11 protein-coding genes are annotated in these 18,938 nt (G+C 59.7%); 2 read left to right on the top strand and 9 right to left on the bottom strand.

The genetic code is table 11. The features are described from left to right. Window positions 1–194: 194 nt before the first annotated feature. The 9 genes from FYK55_RS05315 to FYK55_RS05275 form a co-directional block, all read right to left on the bottom strand. Entirely contained in the window at window positions 195–6,086 is a 5,892-nt protein-coding gene (locus FYK55_RS05315) for a PVC-type heme-binding CxxCH protein (RefSeq protein WP_235908433.1), read from the bottom strand. 351 nt (window positions 6,087–6,437) lie between these two features. After that, window positions 6,438–7,517, bottom strand: a complete 1,080-nt coding sequence (locus FYK55_RS05310) for an HlyD family secretion protein (RefSeq protein ID WP_150075308.1) — start codon at window positions 7,515–7,517, stop codon at window positions 6,438–6,440. Then, window positions 7,514–8,281, bottom strand: a complete 768-nt coding sequence (locus FYK55_RS05305; RefSeq protein ID WP_150075307.1) for an ABC transporter ATP-binding protein — start codon at window positions 8,279–8,281, stop codon at window positions 7,514–7,516. The genes FYK55_RS05310 and FYK55_RS05305 overlap by 4 nt, the downstream gene beginning before the upstream one ends. 4 nt (window positions 8,282–8,285) lie before the next feature. After that, window positions 8,286–9,413 carry an ABC transporter permease gene (locus tag FYK55_RS05300; protein ID WP_150075306.1) on the bottom strand — a complete coding sequence of 376 codons (1,128 nt, stop codon included), beginning with the start codon at window positions 9,411–9,413 and terminating at the stop codon, window positions 8,286–8,288. Window positions 9,414–9,742: 329 nt separating this feature from the next. Then, on the bottom strand, window positions 9,743–10,234 hold the full coding sequence (locus tag FYK55_RS05295) for a hypothetical protein (protein WP_150075305.1): 492 nt from the start codon (window positions 10,232–10,234) through the stop codon (window positions 9,743–9,745). A gap of 178 nt (window positions 10,235–10,412) precedes the next feature. Beyond that, entirely contained in the window at window positions 10,413–11,033 is a 621-nt protein-coding gene (locus tag FYK55_RS05290) for a YdcF family protein (protein WP_150075304.1), read from the bottom strand. A gap of 5 nt (window positions 11,034–11,038) precedes the next feature. Then, the gene (locus FYK55_RS05285; RefSeq protein WP_235908432.1) at window positions 11,039–12,067 is read right to left on the bottom strand and encodes a FemAB family XrtA/PEP-CTERM system-associated protein; all 1,029 of its coding nucleotides are present in this window, start codon (window positions 12,065–12,067) and stop codon (window positions 11,039–11,041) included. Window positions 12,068–12,261: 194 nt separating this feature from the next. Further along, the gene (locus FYK55_RS05280; RefSeq protein WP_150075303.1) at window positions 12,262–12,549 is read right to left on the bottom strand and encodes a hypothetical protein; all 288 of its coding nucleotides are present in this window, start codon (window positions 12,547–12,549) and stop codon (window positions 12,262–12,264) included. A gap of 595 nt (window positions 12,550–13,144) precedes the next feature. Then, on the bottom strand, window positions 13,145–14,506 hold the full coding sequence (locus tag FYK55_RS05275) for a hypothetical protein (protein WP_150075302.1): 1,362 nt from the start codon (window positions 14,504–14,506) through the stop codon (window positions 13,145–13,147). Between the two features lie 755 nt (window positions 14,507–15,261). Between FYK55_RS05275 and FYK55_RS05270 the strand changes: the two genes are divergently transcribed. Continuing rightward, entirely contained in the window at window positions 15,262–16,221 is a 960-nt protein-coding gene (locus FYK55_RS05270; RefSeq protein WP_235908431.1) for an exosortase/archaeosortase family protein, read from the top strand. Between the two features lie 409 nt (window positions 16,222–16,630). Beyond that, the gene (locus FYK55_RS05265; protein WP_161604323.1) at window positions 16,631–18,877 is read left to right on the top strand and encodes a polysaccharide biosynthesis tyrosine autokinase; all 2,247 of its coding nucleotides are present in this window, start codon (window positions 16,631–16,633) and stop codon (window positions 18,875–18,877) included. The last annotated feature ends 61 nt before the right edge of the window (window positions 18,878–18,938 follow it).

The raw sequence follows: 18,938 nt of genomic DNA, 5'->3' as shown, positions 1-18,938 counted from the left end.
CAGAAAAGCACGTCTTTTCCCGGCTCGGAAAGCTGCACGAGCTCCTCGCGGGGAGGGCACGTCCGGGCGCGATTGGTTTCAGCGGGTTCTTGGAGACACCCTCCCCGGAGCCTCGTTCCTCGACTCCGACCCTCCCGCAAAACGCGGGAGGGTGAAGGATGTTTTCGAGTGCCTAACGGCGGGGAACGTCTTTCTCATGACGCATCTTCCTCGCGTGGCGGACCGGCGTCGGCCTGTCGATCCGTGCTCTTCTTTTCCGACAACAATTCCAACTGCATGTTGCGAAATCTGACTTCGGTCTTGCCGCCGCTGTGCAATTGGAAAGCGATGATGCCCCGGTCGGCTCCCTTGGGATCCGCCAGATCCACGCACAGATTGCCGTTGATGTAGGTCTTCAGGTGATCGCCGCGGGCAACGATTTCGTACTGATTCCATTCGCCCGGTTTGACGAACTTTTCACCGGATTGATCCCACAGCAGTCCGCGTCCGTGCTCTTCGTACAGTTTTCCCCACCATCCCTGTCCGATATCGGCCTGGTATCCAGAAACCTCGCCGTCGTGGGCTTCACTCCGGAACTGAATCCCGCTGTTGCCGGCGTTGTCGACCAGTTTGACCTCGAGGGTCAGTTTGAAATCCGACACGGCAAGGTCACTGACGATCCATTCGTTTCGTTTCAGCCCGTCGGTGCGGCCGATAAGTTCTCCGTTCTCCACGGACCACAGTCCATCGCGGCCGCTCCATCCGGTCAGGTCGGATTCGTTGAAGAAGGTGGAGACGTTTTCGTCGGTTGCGAGCATCGGAGTTTGTTCCTTCGCCCGCAGATAAGCGACCAGCGAACGAACTTCGTGTGGCGAAAACTGCTTCAGTTGATCGTCGGGCATCATCGACTTGTCCGCCTTCATCCGTTCCTCAATCTCCTCCTTGGGAATCACGACCAGCGAGTCAGCGGTTTGGATGGATATCGAGTTCTTGTCTTCGGATTTCAGCAGCCCGTTCACAACTCGGCCGTCGGTGGTCAAGACGACCTCCGGGACGTACTCCTTGGCCATCACGGAGCTTGGATCGACGATGTTGCTGAGCAGGTAGTCCAAATTGGATCGATTCGATCCGGTCAGTTCGGGACCGACTTTGGCACCGACACCGTAAAGGATGTGGCACTTCATGCAGGTTTTGGCGAACACGGTCCGTCCGAGTTGCTCGTCCGGTTCCGGATGATCGGCGGATTCGACCAACTGCTTGTATTCTGCAATCAGCGCCAATTTGTCGGCCGCCGATTCGCGTGCGGTCCCCCAAACCCGTTCCACCAGGGCATCGACTTCTTTCTGTCGCAAGAACTGCAACTGTCGAACCAGGTCGGCGGTCAGGTCGGTGCTATCGATCTGGTCGGCTTCGATGGACTTCAACAGGGCGACGGCGGAAGAGGGTCTGGCGCACAGCGTCGCCAGCGCGGAGCGTCGATGCGGCGGGGGAAGTTCGTCGTACGCTCGCAACAACGCTTCGGCAATTCGCGGATCGTCATACTGTGCCATCCCGGTGATGGCCATTTCACGAAGTTTGGCGTCGGCGTCCAACAGCGCGACCAACGTCGGGACCAAACCAGGGTCGCCCGCGTCAAGCAACGATTCCAGGGCGATCCGGCGTTGGTCGTCCGACGCGTCCTGGTCGGTGATTCGCGCCCGCATCGCTTGCAGGGCGTTCTGGTCGCCGAAGGTGACACCCAGGGCAACCGTCTGCAGACGTACCTGCGGATCTGGGCTGTCGATCAACCGCTTTCCGACCGCGGCCCAATTGGCCGGTGCTTGAACTCGGCGGCGGCCCTCCAGGGCGGTGCGGATCGCCTTCAGATAGCTCAATCGGATCGGCGCCGATTCGGCGTTGCCCAGGCCTTCGACCAGGACCGCCAGGGATGAATCCGCTTCACTGCTCCCGATCCGCCGCAACATGAACTCCCGCAATAGCGGCACGTTTTCTCCAGCGGTCATCGCCAGCGTCAGGGCGCGGGCCGGATCGGTGTCCGCCAACGGTTCGGCCGCGTACCAGTACATCAGGGGCAGGTTATGGTCGCCCGCGTCACCGGGATGCGACGTCAGTGCTTCCAACAAGGGCCAGCGGGAATCAAGTTCCAGTCGCTGGGCTGCCGAAGCGAGGTACAGCCGCACGATCGGCGAAGAGTCTGACTCCGCCATCGCGACAAACTTTTCCGTCATCGCTTGCGAGGGGTGATCGTCGGCGGATTCCATCGCCAGTTGAACGGCCCAGCCACGCACATAGGGACTTTCGTCAGCCAACATTGCAGCCAACCGCTCAGAATCCAGCTGGCCAATGACGTGCAACGCCCATGCGGCACGCAATCGACGCGTGTCATCCGAATTCTGTTCCAGAATCTGTGCCAGCGATTGAACGGCTGCCGCATCGATGGCGCGTTTGGCCGACCGCTCTTGCAGCTGGCGTCGACCGTGTCGGACGTACCAGTCGTTAGCGCGTAGCGTCATTTCGGCAAGTTCCTGATCGGAGGCCTTGGCCAAATCGACGGGGGCGTGCTGATCCTCGCCGGCTCCGTAGGAAATCTTGTAGATGCGGCCGTTGCTGCGATCGTGGATTTCCACTTCGCGGCGGTGACAGGCCTGCATGTCATACCAATCGATCATCCAGGCATCGCCGTCGGGACCGTAGCGAAGGTTCAAGATTTGTGATGCCTGGTCGCCGGTCAGCAGAAAATCGGGACCATGTTCCCCCACGTAGCCGGATCCTTCCGCGCGGAGCACGTCGACATTCAGACGTTGTCCGTGAATGTTGTTCATGAACAACTGATCGCGGTACTGCTGCGGCCATCGATCGCCCAGATAGATCATGGCGCCGGCGTGCGCGTGGCCGCCACCGGCCGAATCCGACTTGCTGTTGCCACCGTGCGGCGTCGCACCCAGGTAATGCAAGTGATCCGCGATGGTGACGATGTCGCGGTAGGTGTGCGGATTGAAATGCTGGCCGCCCTGTCGCTGATAGCGGGCGCCCTGGATGATGTGATACAGGTGGGGAATCACACAGGCCGTGATGAACGCTTGACCGTGGTCATTGAAGTCCACGCCCCACGGGTTGCTGGTGCCGTGTGCAAACACTTCGAACTCGTGACGCGTCGGATGATAGCGCCAGACGGCGCAGTTCAGCGGGATGCGGTCTGCATCAGGCGTTCCCGGTTTGCCGACTCGCGAGTGGGTAAATACGCCGTGGCATCCGTAGAGCCATCCGTCCGGTCCCCAAATGAATGCGTTCAACGTCTCATGCGTATCCTGGTATCCCCATCCGTCCAGCAGGATTTGCGGTTCGCCATCGGGCACGTCATCTCCGTCTTGGTCGGGAATGAACATCAGGTAGGGCGCCGCACCAACCCAGACGCCGCCAAAGCCCACCTCCAGTCCGCTGACCAGATTCAATCCTTCGGCAAACACTTTGCGTTTGTCCAGCGTGCCGTCCCCGTCGCTGTCTTCAAAAATCAGGATTCGGTCGCGGCCCTGACCGTCCTTTGCCCGAACCGGGTATTCGTACGCTTCGGCGATCCAGACGCGACCACGATCGTCCAGAGCCATCGCGATCGGCTGTTTCACTTCCGGCTCCGCGGCACCGACGGTGACGCGAAAACCTTCCGGGACCTCCATCGCAGCCGCGGCTTGTTCCGCATCCAGACCGGCGTGCGGATATTCGTCGGGCTTCAACACGATCATTGGGGGCGTCGGACGTGCCGGACGCTCCGCGTGCAGACGGAAGTCATCGAAGTTGACATGGCCCCAGCCGCCCTTCTGCTGGTCAACCAGCCGCACCTTGATTTCTTTGCCCAGGTGCCCACGAAGGTCCACGACCACGCGTTTCATGGTTTCCGAATTGGAACCATTGACGCGGTAGAACACCGTGTCACTGTCAGCGCGAACCAGTTCCACGCGGGTTCCCTCATGATCGCCACCACCGACCAGAAACGATCCGTAGGGTTGTGAAACCACGAAGGGGACCGACGTCAGTGTCCCCTCGGCGTCGTCGCCGGCTTTCTCGTAACCGCCGATCCAATAGTCTCCGACATGGTTGCTCTGCATGTCACCGCGTCGCGGCTTCACGGTGTCGCCTTGGATCGGCTGGCCTTCGAACGCAGCACCTTCGGCGACCCAATCTTCCAGCGTTCCGGATTCAAACCCCAAGTTCAGGACGCGACCGTCGGCCGTTTTCGGTACCGTACCGCCCTTGGCCGACGTCTTGCCGTCGGTTCCGGCAGACTTTTTGGGCGCCGCGACAAAGGTCCCATCGGCGGTTTTGATCCGCACGTAGTCCAATCCGAACATGTACGATTTGACGGCGGCGGGATTGGCTCCCGCAATCTGAACGGTCAGCGTGTGTTTGGCTCCCTGGACGGACAATTTGGGGAACGCGACGACGCCGGTGGTGACGACCTGGGTGTCGTACAGATCGATCGGGTCACCCAACGGTTTTCCGTCCAACTCCAGCTGGACGATTCCGTAATCCTTGGCGCACGTCATCGCCAGTTCCAGGTCGACCACGCCGGTGAACTTGGGCAGCGTCAACGTCAGCTTGTCGCCGGGTTTGCCGCCGGTCCACCACAATTGCGATTGACCGCTCCAGTTGTCAGCGCTGAAACGCGACATGTCTTGGGCGTTTGCGGTCCCGGCGGTCGCTTTGGCGTCTAGCGACTCGCCTTCGATTGCACCTTCGACGCGGCCGGAGTCTGCCTGCAGTTTCGATTTGGGGCCCCGGGTCGCGGCACTGTCCTCGACGGAGGGGATCTTGGGTCCCGAGTAGAGCTTTGGCTGAGCGGCCTGCCAGTCTTCCTTGGAAACCTGGCGGACCGAGTGCGTCAACACGTGGCCGCCCTTCATGCCACCGACAACCAGGTCGGGCTGGTCATCGTCATTCAGATCGGTGACCCAAAGTTGCCGCCCGATGCCGGACTCACCGTCGATCTTGTGAGGCACCCAGTCAACTCCGTCCGGGGTTCGGTCCAGTTTGAACCAATACACCACCGCCCCGGCGTCCCACATCGGACTTTGGCGATGATGCGACCAGTAGGTCTTGCCGGTCACGATGTCTTTCAAGCCGTCACCGTCGATGTCGGCCAGGGCGACCGAGTGGAGTTCGCTGAACAGAACCCCGTATTTGTTCTCCGAGGGATGCGATCCCATGATCACGTGTCGTTTGAAGGTGCGGTCGCTCCCATCGGAAACTTGCTCGTACCAGGACAGGCCGAAGTCGTGAGCGGCCTCGCTGGTGATCACGTCGTTGTCGCCATCGCCATCGACGTCGTAAGCGTACATCTCCGCGCCGCCGTAGGCAGCGGAGAAATTGGCGTCGTGATGGAGCCACCGGGAGTTGTCGGCGTTGGATTCAGGCTGCTCATACCAACCTTTGGCGTGCAGGATGTCCATCCGGCCATCGCCGTTGATGTCACCGACCCCCAGCCCGTGGCCGAACTTCTTGGCGGTGACCTGCAACGAGATCGGGTGAAAGGTCCACGACCCGAAGCCCTCGCTGGGGTCAAAGGTGGCAAAACCGAAGAAGCCGTCGCGGGTGCAAACGAGTTCCGGTTGGTCGTCTCCGACCAGATTTGTCAGTTGCGGGGACTCGTTGGAGACCCAGTCAAGGACCTCGTGCTTTTTCCAATGGGATTCCAATCCTTCCTTGCCCGGGTTTTCGTAGACGTAGGCCGGTGTGCCCGGGAAGCCGACGACAAGGATGTCATTGAGTCCGTCGGCGTTGAAATCGTGAACCCAGGAGAAAAAGTTGTCGGCGTATCGGTCCATGTTTTGTGGAACCGGCGCGTAGATCTCGTGCCGATCCTTGAAATCCGGCCCGGCATACCAATGGGGACCGTACACGACGTCGGCAATGCCATCGCCGTTGAGGTCGCCGGCGCCCGCGCCCTCGGAAAAATAGACGTCGGTCAGTTGTTGTCGCTGAAACGAATGCAGTTGGAAATCCTCGCCATGGGCTGTCGAAAGCAGCAGTACGGCGAAGGCCCATGGCAGGACCGCCGGAAGCGGGAGCCAATCGATGTGGGGAAGACAACGCATCGCGGTGGGAGAGTTCATGATGGGCGATGAAAGGAGAGGAAAGGAGGGAGGTCGCGTGGTCACGCGCCGCAGCCCTCAAAGGGTCGCCGCAGCCGTGATTCCGGCAATCGAAGATTTTAGCCACTTTCCCCCGCGGTGTGCTGCCGCAAAGCCGGGCCAGTCAGGCCGAATGCCCCGTCGTTTGTCCAACCCGGGGACAGTGCATCGTCGTGCCGATCGGGCCGGAGTCGGCGCGGGGGACAGAGCATCCACGTTTCAATCGGGCCGAAGGCCCAGCCGTTTGTCCAGCCCAGGCCGAAGGCCTGGGTGAGGGAAGCCACCCAACGACGAAGGGCCAACGGCCCGACCGTTTGGTGTCAATGGACCGCATCAACGCGGGGGCAGAGCCGCGGTGCGGGTGGCCTGTTGGGCGGCGTCCGGGGAGATGACGATTTCCACCGGCAGGCCAATCGGCAGGTTCTGCGTTTGTTGCAGATCGATCCAGACGCGACGGGTGTGCGTTTCGTTGCGCTCGCCCGCCCAGCCGCCATAAATCCGTTTCGGCTCCATTCTCGGTTCAATCTCCGAGACGACTCCGACGAACGTTTTTTGCGCCAGGGCGTCGGTGGTGATGTTGCAACGCTGCCCCAGGCGAACATTCAGCGCGTCGCGTTCGTCGATGTCCGCGACCACACGCAGCCGTTCGGGGTTCACCAATTCCACCGCGGCCTGCTCCATTTCAGGGCTGTACCATTCCCCGACGTGGGTGTGCACGTCCAGCACGATGGCTGCGCACGGTGCTTTGACCGTGCAGCGTTGCAGATCAATCTGGGCCATCCGCAGTTCCGCATCGGCGGCGCGGATCTTCGCATCGGCTGCCAGCAATTCCGTCGGACGCGGTGCCGCTCGGACGGTTTCCAGATTCTCGCGCGCCGCTTTCAGGAGCGCACGGGTGGAGTCCAACTCACTGCGTCGTTGGTCGAACTCTTGTGGGCTGATCGCATTCCGTTCCAACAGGCGTTCAGCCCGGTCGAAATTGCGTTCCGCCGCGGTGAATCGGGCTTCGGCAGCGAGGGCTTCCTGGTTGGCAGCCTCGATCTCGCTCTGACGAGCACCTTCGATCAACCGCATCTTGCCAGCGCGGGCGGCTTCCAAAGCGGCGGTCGCCAGATCGCGTTGCGCGATGTAGCGGTCGGCGACCAGTGACAGCAGCGGCGCTCCCGCTTGCACTCGGGTGCCACGCGGGGCATTGATCGACGCGATTCGACCCGCAAAGAACGGACGGATCAAAATCGTTTCCGTGGTCCCTTCGACGCGGCCGGCGGCATGAATTCGGTCGGTCACCGGAATTCCGTCGGGGCCGATGGATTCCTGTCGACGTTGGGCGTCAACGCGCTGTTGATGATCGATTGACAACAACACGCCTGCAGCCAGGGTGGAAAAGGCCGCGATGATGATCAGGTTTCTCATTTGAAACCTCCGTTTTCCATTTCGCAGATGCGGTCCGCAAAAGGGAAGATGCGTGGATCATGCGTCACGACCACGGTCGCGGTGGCGAAGTTCGTCGTCAGTTCGCGCATCAGTTCCATCACCGCGCGCCCGGCGACTCCGTCCAGTGCGGCGGTTGGTTCGTCCGCCAGGATCAAGGCCGGCTCGGTGATCAGGGCGCGGGCCAGGGCGACACGCTGGCATTGTCCCGGGCTCATCGACCCCGGCAGGGCCAAACGATGGTCTCTCAGCCCGACACGTTCGAGAAGCTCTTCGGCTTTGCCGCGGGCCTGATGCAGCGGATGGCCGTGCAACGTCAGTGGGATGGCCACATTGTCCCGTGCCGAAAGTGCGGCGATCAACTGGAACCGTTGAAAGACAAAGCCGATCGAATCGCGGCGAACTTGTGAGCGTTCCTCTGCCGACAACGCGTCCACGCGGCGCTCGCGCAGGAAAAGCTCCCCCGAGTCCGCGGTCAACAGCAGCCCCAAAATCGACAGCAGCGTCGTTTTCCCGCTTCCCGAGGGGCCGGCCAGGAAAACGGACTCTCCGTAGTCGACGCGAAAGTCCAATCCGTCGAGGACTTTTCGTGCCGTGCCGCCGATGACGTAGGATTTGGTGATCCCCTCCGCACGCAGGACCGCGCCGGGAGCCACGGAATCGCTGGGGGCGTTCCGCGGCGTGATCGCGAAGGCGTTGATGTCGCCACTGGTCGGATGGCTGGTCGGACGGCTGTTCGTGTTCATCGATTCACCCTTGCAGCACGACATGGGGATCGATGCGACGAATCCGCAGGTACGGAAGCGCCGACGCGACCAGGCAGATCACGAAGATCAGGATTCCGCAACCAAGGTACAACAGCGTCGGGATCTCGATGGTTGCTTTGGGAGTGCTGAGCGCCCCTTGCAAAACGACCGTCAGCACGAATCCGATCGCGATGCCGACGATCGCAACGATCGCCGATTGCATGATCAGCACCGATAGCAGTTCTCGCTCGTTCAGTCCGATCGCGCGGAGTGTGGCGTATTCGCTGACCCGATCCAAGACCATCGCGTACAAGGTCTGGCCAACCATCACCAGACCGACCAACAGGCCCAACAAGGTTGCGGCGCCGAAACTCAAACCGATCCCGGTCCGGCGGATCCAGAAGTCGGCGCTTGTCCAAGCGTACTGGGAAGCGGTCATTGCCGAGACATCCGGCAAGCGGGCTTCGATGGCTTCGCAAACCGCGTCGGCATCCGCGTCAGGCTTCAGCTGCACCAACAGGTACGAGGTGTCGCGGCGGTCGAAACCGGTCAGTTCCGCCAACTGCTCATAGCGGGTGAAGACATACGGGTTTGCCAGAAACCCGATCACCCCGTGACTTTTGCCCGCGATGCGGATGCGGCGACCATTGATCTCACGGAGCTCGTTCAGGGCCGGGTCACGCAGCAAATCCTGGTCGCAATCGTCGATGACGACGGCGTCGTTCTTTTGCAGCGCGTCGGCGGGGCCGGTGACAATTTCGTAGGGGCGTCCCAGATCGGAATCTTCCTGGACCCCGACCAACACGACGGTTTCAAAATTGCCGTCGGGCATCGACATTTCCGCAAACTCGACGCGTAGCGGTTCGACCTGATCGACGCCTTTCAGACCGGCGACGACATATTGCCATCGTTCCGGGAAGGGATGGGCAAAGTCGACATTCCGCATGCCGCGGTGGCCGACCCAAATCTGGGCATCGGATCGGTCGATCAGCGTGCTGGTTTTCCCCATCAGGCCCAGGAACAGGCCGCCTTGCAGGTTGACCAGGACGACCGAAAAAATCACTCCAACCAGTCCGGCGGTCAATTTCCCCCGATCATGCAGCAGCGTTCGGTAGGCGAGATTCCAACGCATCGGATTGGGGATTGGCGGGATAGGCACACGGACACACCTCATTCGGTTGTATCGGCCGATCCGCAATCATTCCGCAGCGGAAGTGGAGAGAATCGGGGGGCCCGCCGCTAGAGGTTTGACGGCTTTCCGGCGGTTCGCCTTCGGACCGTTGGAGGCCCGGACGCCGATTTGCGACAAATGGCCGGACCTTCGGCCCTGAACGAATCTTTGGTTGCGCGTTTCCCAGCCCGACAGGGCTGGGGGGACCGGAAACATAAGACATGGAGGGCCAACGGCCCGGCCGTTTATCTCCCTCGAATGCGTGGCACCGCGTCGCGCGAAAACAAACCCTAGCGAAGTTTCTGCTCCAACTTCTCCACGCGAAGCTCCAACGTCCGCACGCGTTGCATCAGTTCGACCAGCAGCACCCGCAGGTCCGAGTTCTGATCGTCATCGGTCGGAATCCGGCTGGTCGGTGGACTTGCCAGTTGCCGGGACGCCGGCATCGCATTTTCCCCGCGTTTCTGGAACGGGTTGGGTGCCGGTTCGGGGGCAACGGTCCGGTACGGTTCCAGCAGCTGCGAGATCTCCTCGATACGAGCTTCGACCATTGGCAGCGTCGGATGCTTGGACCCCAGGGTCGAACGCGTCCGCAGCAGGTTCCTCAACTCAATCGCCAGGAACCGTCCCTGTTCGGTTTCGTACGCAGCCTTCGGAATCTCGATGGTCTTTTCGGAAGAATCTCCCTTGGGAGCATCCTGAGCACGACCCTTGGCACAGAAGGTTGTCGTCAGGATCAAAAAGGCCGCAAGCAAGATTGGGAGTTTTGGCAGACGTGACATGACGACCGGGGCGTTGGCGAAAGATTTAGCGTGATGACGGACCTGGCTGGACAGTGCCACAATCAATCAAAAAACACCGTGTTATTCAGTGCAATGAGCGGCAAGGCGCTAGCCGCCGGTTGAAGCGAGAAAACCCGCGGCTAGCACCACGCGGCTTACCCAAAGTGGCGCTGTCGAGCTAGGTTGCAAACCAATAGACTACAAGCTTCACGTACTCGATCCAAATGGGAAAAAAGGTTTCATCACTGTGTCCCGGCAGAGCAGCGGAATAGACGGTGATTTTGACTTCATCGCCAAACGTCCGTCGAAAGCACATCAAGGAGCGTCGGGTGTGCGGGGGTGATGTCACGACGACGATGCTTGAGAATTTTCGCGGAAGTTCTGACAGACTGACTGCCTCGCTCAGCGAACTCAGCTTGTCATCTGGACGGATCGGCACACTGTGAATCTTCTCCTTGGGGACGTCGTAGAGTCCCAGGAAATCGATCACCCGTTCGATCCGCATCGACGTTTGGTGACGTTCAAAGTCGTACCCGGACGCTCTGTCTTCATGGAGCACATAGATTTCGCCGATTCGGTGCATGTGGTACAGGTCCGAGGCGGCATGAAGGCGTTCCCAGTAGGCCGGGCCGTCCGCCATCACGTAGGCGATTTCGCCTTTCGCATCCTCGTCATGCACATACAACGGCCGAATCAACCAGCCGCGTACCGGCTCAAAGGAGGTCGCGACGGTCACGACCAGCCAAGCTGCCAGCACGGCCCAAAAACGTCGCCGCCACTTGATTGCCGGATCCTTCATGGCGTTCACGGAATCCCGCGGACAATGGACGGTCCGATGATCCGGGTCAGCCCGACTGGCAGCCGTTGCCAGAGCTGGACCAACCGTTGTTTTCCGCCGGCGTCGGGCCGCATCTCGTTCGGATCGCCCTTGCGGACGTAGTACTGCCAGACCGCCGGTGACGGAATGGCGCCCCATTGCGCTTTGAACTTGTACGTTCCGCTGTCTTCGCTGCTGCGACCGAAGTCAAACGTCTGGCTTCCCCGTTCGATCGCTCGCGCCAACAAATGGCGATACATCAGCATGTTCGCGCCGGTGCGATTGAATTCTCTCAGGCTGCTGGCACTGGGCACTTCAGTCACACCGTGCCGATGCACGACGATGGCCCCGGCGATTGCGGAATCGTCTTTTCGGACCACGCAAAGTTCCGCATCGCCGTCGAAATGCTTTAGCACGGCGGCAAACAACCTTTTTGAAAAGACCGGCGTCCCCAAGTCGCGCATGTTGACGGCAAAGACGTCGTAAAAATCGTCCAGCTGCTCGGATCCGCCATAGCGGACGTCCAAATCGTATTGGCCGGCTTTCTTTACCTGGCTGCGCAGTTTGGACTTGAAAGATCGGTCCAGCTCTTCGTCGCTGCCCGGCAGAGAGAGTCGCATGTGAACCTTGTCGGTCCGCTCGAAATTGAAGCGATCGTGATCCACCGGGACCTCGTGACGGCACTCCAAGTATTTCACATCCAGACGATCTGCCAAGTCACACGCGTTGTCGATCAGTATTCTGGCTGCGTCCACGCTCCGCGCCCAAACGCCCCCGGTGTTCAGGTAGGGCATGCCGACGAGGAACTTTCCGAAGATCGGACCGCTGACCAGCATCAGTGGTAAGACTCCTTCCACCTTGCCTTCTGCGAAGGCTTGCAGAAAGAAGACCCGATGGCCCAATCCCTCGCGGATCGCTTCGATCCAGCAGGGATCGTGGGCGGCCAGCCGGGGAACGGCTGCGACATCCAAGTCGGGCCACGACACCGGCCACGAGGATTCCTCGACATTGATCAAGGTGGGCTTCCGAGGTTGACAGTCAGGCGAGGGTTAAGGAGTTCGGACGACGCTGGCGATCGTAGACCAAGCAGGGGGATTTGCCAATTGTCGCCTGAGCCCGTGCCCGGCGCGAGGCGAAGACGACCAGTCAACACCACCCCAATCAGAACATTCGGCAGGATCGGGGCATCCGAGCCGCTGTGGCGACCGCATTAGGAATGAAGGTCGCCATCGTCCAGCCGTTTGGGAGATTCCGACTCGGGCGAGTTGGGTTCCGGGGAATCGTTCTGTCGTGGTTCGAACTCGCCGGTCAACCCGTTTTCCGGGCTCGGTCGATCAGGCGTGCCGGCGGACCGGTCTGTTTTCGCTGCGGTTCGTTCCTGTCGCCAGCGGGAACGTTCTTCCAGACGCGGTGCGCATCGATATTGAATCGCCAGCAGGAGGACGCAGACTCCCCAGAAAAGCAGCGTTGCGATCGTGACGGTTAGCCAAAGAGGCATGACACTCCGCTTCCGATTCATTCAGGGACGGCGGTGAAGACGCGCATTCGATTTCATCGGTTCATCCGATGTCTGGCAGGCACAAAGATCCGGCCGAGGAATACTAAGGTGCCGAACCTGCATGCTCCGAGGAGCTAGGAGTTGCGATTCATAATCACGGTCACATCAATCACCGAGTATCAGACAACGATGTCGGTAGATGCGGCGGAGACGGGTCGATCCAGTCACCGCAAGCCAGTTCAAGTTGGTGCACAACACTTGGTCACGTCGACCATTCGAAACTGCACAACTGGCAGCGAAAGTTTACAACGGAAACAAATGGCAATCGTGGAATTCAGCAGGCGGCGTAAGGGAAATCGGGAGGGAATGTCAAACGGTGCCGCCTCGGTCGGCTGGGGACCTTTCGGTTCCGACGTCTGCAGTGTAGTGAGCGACACGCGGCTCACCCGAGGTGGTGCTGTCCGGTTAGGCTTTGCCTGAAAACGAGTAGCCACGCTCGCCAGAGCGTGACTGTCTGCCGTCTGGCGGTGGCAGTGACGGGGTTGTAAGAGTTTTCAGACCGGTGCCGGTGCGTCCGTAGACCACCTCCGAGTGGCTATTGGTAGATCGATCGGATCAGGGGAATCAAACCGAACAGCAAGATGGAAGCGACGATGCCAACGGCCAGCAGGGCGAGGGCCGTCACCGCAACAATACGTATTGCGCGTTGTCGGCGAGACTTACGTTGTGTCGTTGCGAGCAGCCGGTCGGTGACCGTCCCGGTCAACGACTCCAACTCGGCCCCGGCTTCGGGCGAGGCCGTCACCATGGCTGCTTTCGCGATGGTTTCGGAGAGCAGCGGCTGTGAGACGGCGGTGGGGACCGGGCGCACCATCGGTGGCGGTTCCGCCGCCGCATTGCCGGAACCCGGCAGTCGGTGGGGAGATCGTCGCAGCAATTTCGGCTTGACCCGTTGATCTTGCGTGACCCAGACGTGGATGGATCCCACCATCAGCGATGGATCACCGGGAAGCAATTCGCGAATCAATTCGTCGTTCGCCGCCATCTGCTCGGGGTGCAGTTCGACGATCCACACCCTGGGCCCAAAGCAAATGACGGCACACTCGCACCGGTTTAAATCCCTGCCGCGCAAACGCATCGTGCTGGGATGGTCGTTTCCCAAAATGGACACGCTGCGACGGAGCGTCTTCATTTTGATGTTGGATCCCCAGTCGAGAATCAAATTGGCCGAGGGTTCCCAGCTTCCTGGATCGGCATCCTTCGCTTGGCCGGGTGCCGGAACGGAGTGCGGTTGGATGACCGGTTCGGCGTTGTCGCTTTCAAAGTCATCGTCATTGCTTTCTTCTTCATCATCGGGCATCAGCGTCTGTGACGTGGGTTCCGAGTGAGCCGATGTGGATGGGCGTGATTTTGGAGTGGTCGCGTGCAATTCGGATCGCGCCCAGTCATCCGCCGCGCCGGTGCTTTCGTCCAGTTTGCTGTGGGGGCCAGCGAGGGAGGACCTTTCTGGCGAGTCGGTGCGTCGCTGAATTGCGGAATCGGAAGTCTTTGACACCTGAACGCGGTTCAACTGCCGGATGCGCTCCTGCCATTCCGGGTCGTCTTCGTTGATCAGCCGGACATGCGATTTACCGACCAACAGTTCGTCTTGTCCCGTCACGCGTCCCCACATGCCGAAAGCCAGGGGGCAGGTGGGCCAAACCTCAATGCGACTACCCGAGGCAACGGCCAGGTACACGACCGACGACAAATTGCGTTCGGGTAGAGCGATATCGCAGCGTTTGTGGGTCCCGATCAACGCGAAGGGGCGCGACAGCTCGATGAAGGTTGCCGGTTCGTCCTTCCGTTGGATGACAGCACCCCAGCGCTTCGCATGCCACAGCGTCATCCCTGACGACCTCTCCGTGTCAACGTCGGCACGATCGATCGCGGGGGCGTCATTGGCGCTGGCAACCATGCGGGTGGTGTCGAAAGAGTGTGACGAAACTGAGAAAAGCGGCCGATCCCGAAAGCCCACCGAGCTACCGGTGGTTTAACTCCTGCACCATGGGTGGTGTGCGTTTGCTCAGTTGATTGTGAAACCTTTGGCGCCCAAATCAAGTTTTCTTTTGTAACAGTTCCGTTCTTGTAGGGAACGAAAAAATCTTCGCCGTGTCAAATCCGCACGGTTCGGCATTTCTGGGGATTTAGGAGTGGAAAAACGCAACGTTGAGCGTTCATCTGGCGGACCTGCAGGGGTGACTATCAGGCGGATTTTGAGGGTCGAAAGGATGGGGCAGACGATGCAGGTGAGCGGCATGCGAAAGTCTGCAGAACGTGCTGAACCTTTCCGTTTTTTCGGTTGACCGCCATGTACACGCATTTATCTTTCTAGTTCGCTTGATCGCCAGACCCTTCCCCTCCCATTTCGACGAAGCGGGACCAGTTTGGGGGGCTGCGGGAAGAGCCGAAGATCGGCTCGGCCGGACCGTCCCACCACAGTCTTGCAGACTCATAGTGGTGGCTTCAAAGTCACGGAAACCGGCGTCTGGCAAGGACCCGATCGACAGCGCAACATTTTCCTCGGTTATTGGATCAGGTAGTTTAAGTATGGCGCGTTCCGGTGGACGAAAGCGGGCGTCGAGCCGCCAAAAGTCGGGTGCGAAAGCGTCGGTCGGCAGCGGTCAACGTCGTCACAAGAACGTCGCAACCGCTCAACAGGCGAGCGCATCGTTGTCCCCGCGTTCGTCGCACGTTCGCAAGCCTGAGCACGCGTTGGTCCCCGTCGAAGGCCCCAGTCATTGGCCGGCTGCCTGGTGGGCGGCGATTGCGGCGATGGTTGCCGTGTTTCTCTACAGCTATTGGCCAACACTGCAGTGGATGGCCGAAGCCTGGATGAAAGAGCCCGATTATTCCCACGGTTGGCTCGTCCTCCCGCTAGCAATCGTGATCTGCTATCAGCGTGCGGACCGTTTTCCGGGGTTCGAACCGAACGTTTCCTGGGCGGGGCTCTCGCTGGTCGGTTTGGCGATCGTGATGCGGCTGGTCGGCCGGATCATCTACGCCGACTTTTTGGACGCTTGGTCCATTCTGCCGTTAATCGCCGGGGCGGTTTGGTGCCTGGCGGGTCCCAGGGCACTTCGTTGGGCACTTCCGGCGATCGTGTTTCTGTTCTTTGCGATCCCGATGCCCTACCAGGCCGAAAGCATGCTCAGCTGGCAGCTGCAGGGAATCGCCACGGACCTCAGCACGATTTTGCTGAGAGTATTCGGACAGCCGGCGGTCGCCGAAGGCCACATGGTCTGGGTCGGCGACGAGAAGTTGTCGATCGAAGCGGCGTGCTCCGGTTTGAGAATCTTTGTGGGGATGACGGCGATCGCCTATTTCTGGGCAGCGGTCAACGACCGGTCCTGGTTGGACCGGCTGGTGTTGATGTTGGCGGTCATTCCCGCGGCCGTGTTCGTCAATTCGATGCGGATCGTCGTGACGGGTTTGCTGTATCGGGCCTTCGAAGGTGAGTCGGCCCGCCACTGGATCCACGACATCTCCGGACTGCTGATGATTCCTGCATCGTTCGTTCTGCTGTGGGCAGTGGGTGCCTACTGGAAGGCACTCTATCGGCCGGTGGAAAAGATGACCGCTCGGGAGTTCCTAAAGGATCGTCCCGCACCATTAGCAAATTCCCCGGGGTGAATCATGGAATGCGGCACTCGGACTATTTAGTATTACTCCTTGGGAAGGGGTTGGTGTGGGCTCGGCAATCCCCCCGGAGCTTCGTAGTCACCCAACGCAATGATCAGTGGGGTGTTTGCGTTGACGGCAACCACACCGCGGAATCGCAGGTGGTGATTTTGATGACATTCAACTGAGTCCTCTCGCGGACTGCAAACTGTTCTAACTGCGTCACTTCATTTCAAATACTGGCTCGCTTGGCAACACGCAGATGGTCGCACAAAACTCAACCGGTACCCATTCCATGACGTTGCACACGAATCAGCCTGGCCATGGGCATCCCGGGCACGGTCCTGGACATCATCGTCCCGGGCATCCCGGTCACGGGCATTCGAGCAACGCGTTTGACCCTTGGCTGATTTGGGTCACGTTGCGACGCACTTGGTACTGGGCCGTTCCGGTAGGGCTTGTTCTCGCATCGGTCGCCGCCTTCGCGGTGTTGAAGCAGTTTGTGCCACGGTATGAATCCAGTGCACTGCTGGAGGCGAGTCGGGACTACGTGGCATTCAAAGGAGTAATGCCCGCGTTGGATGACATTGCCCGGACCGAAAAACCATTGATCGTCAACCCCGTGGTTCTGGATCCAATTCTTCAAGACCCGGAACTTCGCAATGCTCCCAGTTTGTCGGACCCGGAACAGGCGGAGCAAAACCTGAGAGATAACTTGTCGATTCGTAGTGCCGGAAGCAAATCTCGCATGGAAGTGAGCTATACCGACACCGACCGAGAGTACGCTCAAAAGATTTGCACGGCGATTGTAGTGTCCTATTTATCGCAGCGCGACAGTATGGATACCAACCGGGTCAACAGCCTGATCAATTACCTGACACCGGCAATTCGAGACCGGGAAAAGAAGGTGCAGGAAAAGCAGGACATCGTTCAGAAACTGTCTGAGAAAACGCTCGGCTACAATCCGTCGGCGCCGCTCTCTTCGATGGAGAATCAGCATAGCATTTCTCTATTCGGCCAATTGCAGTCTCAAATCTCGTCGCTGGAGGCGGAGATCGAAATGTTGGACGCAATTGAGAAGGGGCAGCGCCAGGATCGCGAAAACTTAGCGTCCAACGGCGAAAACCTGGACTATCCCAAGTTCGTTCCGCCAATCATCGATGTGCGACGCGACATTCTTGATCCCGACGAGGTCAACGCGATGGCGGAGAACGACCCCGCGGTGGTTGAGGCTAGGCAACGCTACAATTACTTCAAAGATCGCGTTTTTGATATGGAGAACAATGACGTTGCTCGCATGAGAAAAGAGTATTACCGGGAGATGATGGATCAACGGGACGAGTGGGAAGAAAAGTTGCTTGCGTTTCGGAAAGAAGCCAGGACGCGTGCCGAAAAAGCAATGAAGGAAAGGATCGAGTTCGACTACCAGCGTCGATTGAAGGACGCCGAGGGGGACATCGAACGTCAGAAAATCGCATTTCAGAACGAGTATCGAAGAAGTCTGGCCGACCGCGACCGCCAGAACCAGGCGGAATTGGAGCGACAGAAGTGGCAAGATCAGGAGAAGCGGCGTCAGCTCGTCGCGCGGCTAGCGAGCGTCCGCGAGCAGTACGAACAGGAACGGGAGCGGATGAAGAAGTACAGCGGCGCTTCGGCCGAACTGGAGTTCGCTCAACAAGAGTTGGCGATTGAACGCGAAACCTTGCAAACGCTGCGCAATCGCATCGACGCGATCCGGACGGAAAGTGAACACGAGGGTGTCGTCCGATTGCTCGCTGATGCGACCGAGCCGCGGAGTCCCGTGGAAAACGTTCCGGTCAAGAAAATGGCCATGGCGGGTGGGGCGTGCTTCTTGATCCCCTTCGTGTTTGGATTGTTGTGGGAGATGCGGACCAACCGTGTGACCGACATCCAAGTTCTGGAAAAAACCGGTGGATTAGCCCCGATCGTGGGGGAACTTGCCCGTTCGCCGGCCGGGCAGAACGGACGAGGCTCGCGCGGGCGACGTGTATTCCAGGAGAGTGTCGATACGCTACGGGCAAATCTATTTCTATCGGAGTCGACGCGCGACGCTCGATCCTTTGCGATCGTAAGCAGCATGTCGGGCGAGGGAAAGAGTACGGCAGCGTCACAGCTGGCGATTTCATTGGCCAAAGCAACCGGGAAGACCGTGCTTTTGATCGACGCGGATATGCGGTGTCCCGATCAGCACGACGTGTTCGGCTTGACGCTCGAACCCGGCCTGAGCGGCGTGCTCCTGAACGAGGTGAAATTCGAAGACGCGGTACGCACCGAACTGGGCGACTTGATTCACGTGTTGCCCGCCGGCCGGTTGAAGGCCAGCCCGCACCGGTTGATGTCCCCGGCCAAGATGCGTGAGTTGATTGACCAAGCGCTCAAGCGATATGACTTTGTCATCGTCGACACCGCACCGGTATTGTCCGCCAGCGAGACGCTTGCGGTGGCCGCATCCGTGGACACGACGCTGGTTTGTGCCATGCGAGACGTGACTCGAAAGGACAGCGTCGTTCGTACCACCCACCGGCTGGAAGCAGCTGGTGCGAACGTCGCCGGGACGATCTTCAACGGGGTCACTCCGCGTCAGTACGCCTATCGCTACGGGGACTATACCTATGCGGGCGCCGGCGAAATTCCCGACTACTCATGAGACTTAAAGTCAGTTGCGACTTTGAACGCCTGACAAGAAACCCAATTGCAGGATGCCATCT

The organism is Roseiconus nitratireducens (assembly GCF_008629675.1).
Lineage (GTDB): Bacteria > Planctomycetota > Planctomycetia > Pirellulales > Pirellulaceae > Stieleria > Stieleria nitratireducens.
The sequence above is the reverse complement of the archived record's forward strand: the minus strand, read 5'-3'. Positions and strand labels throughout refer to the sequence as shown.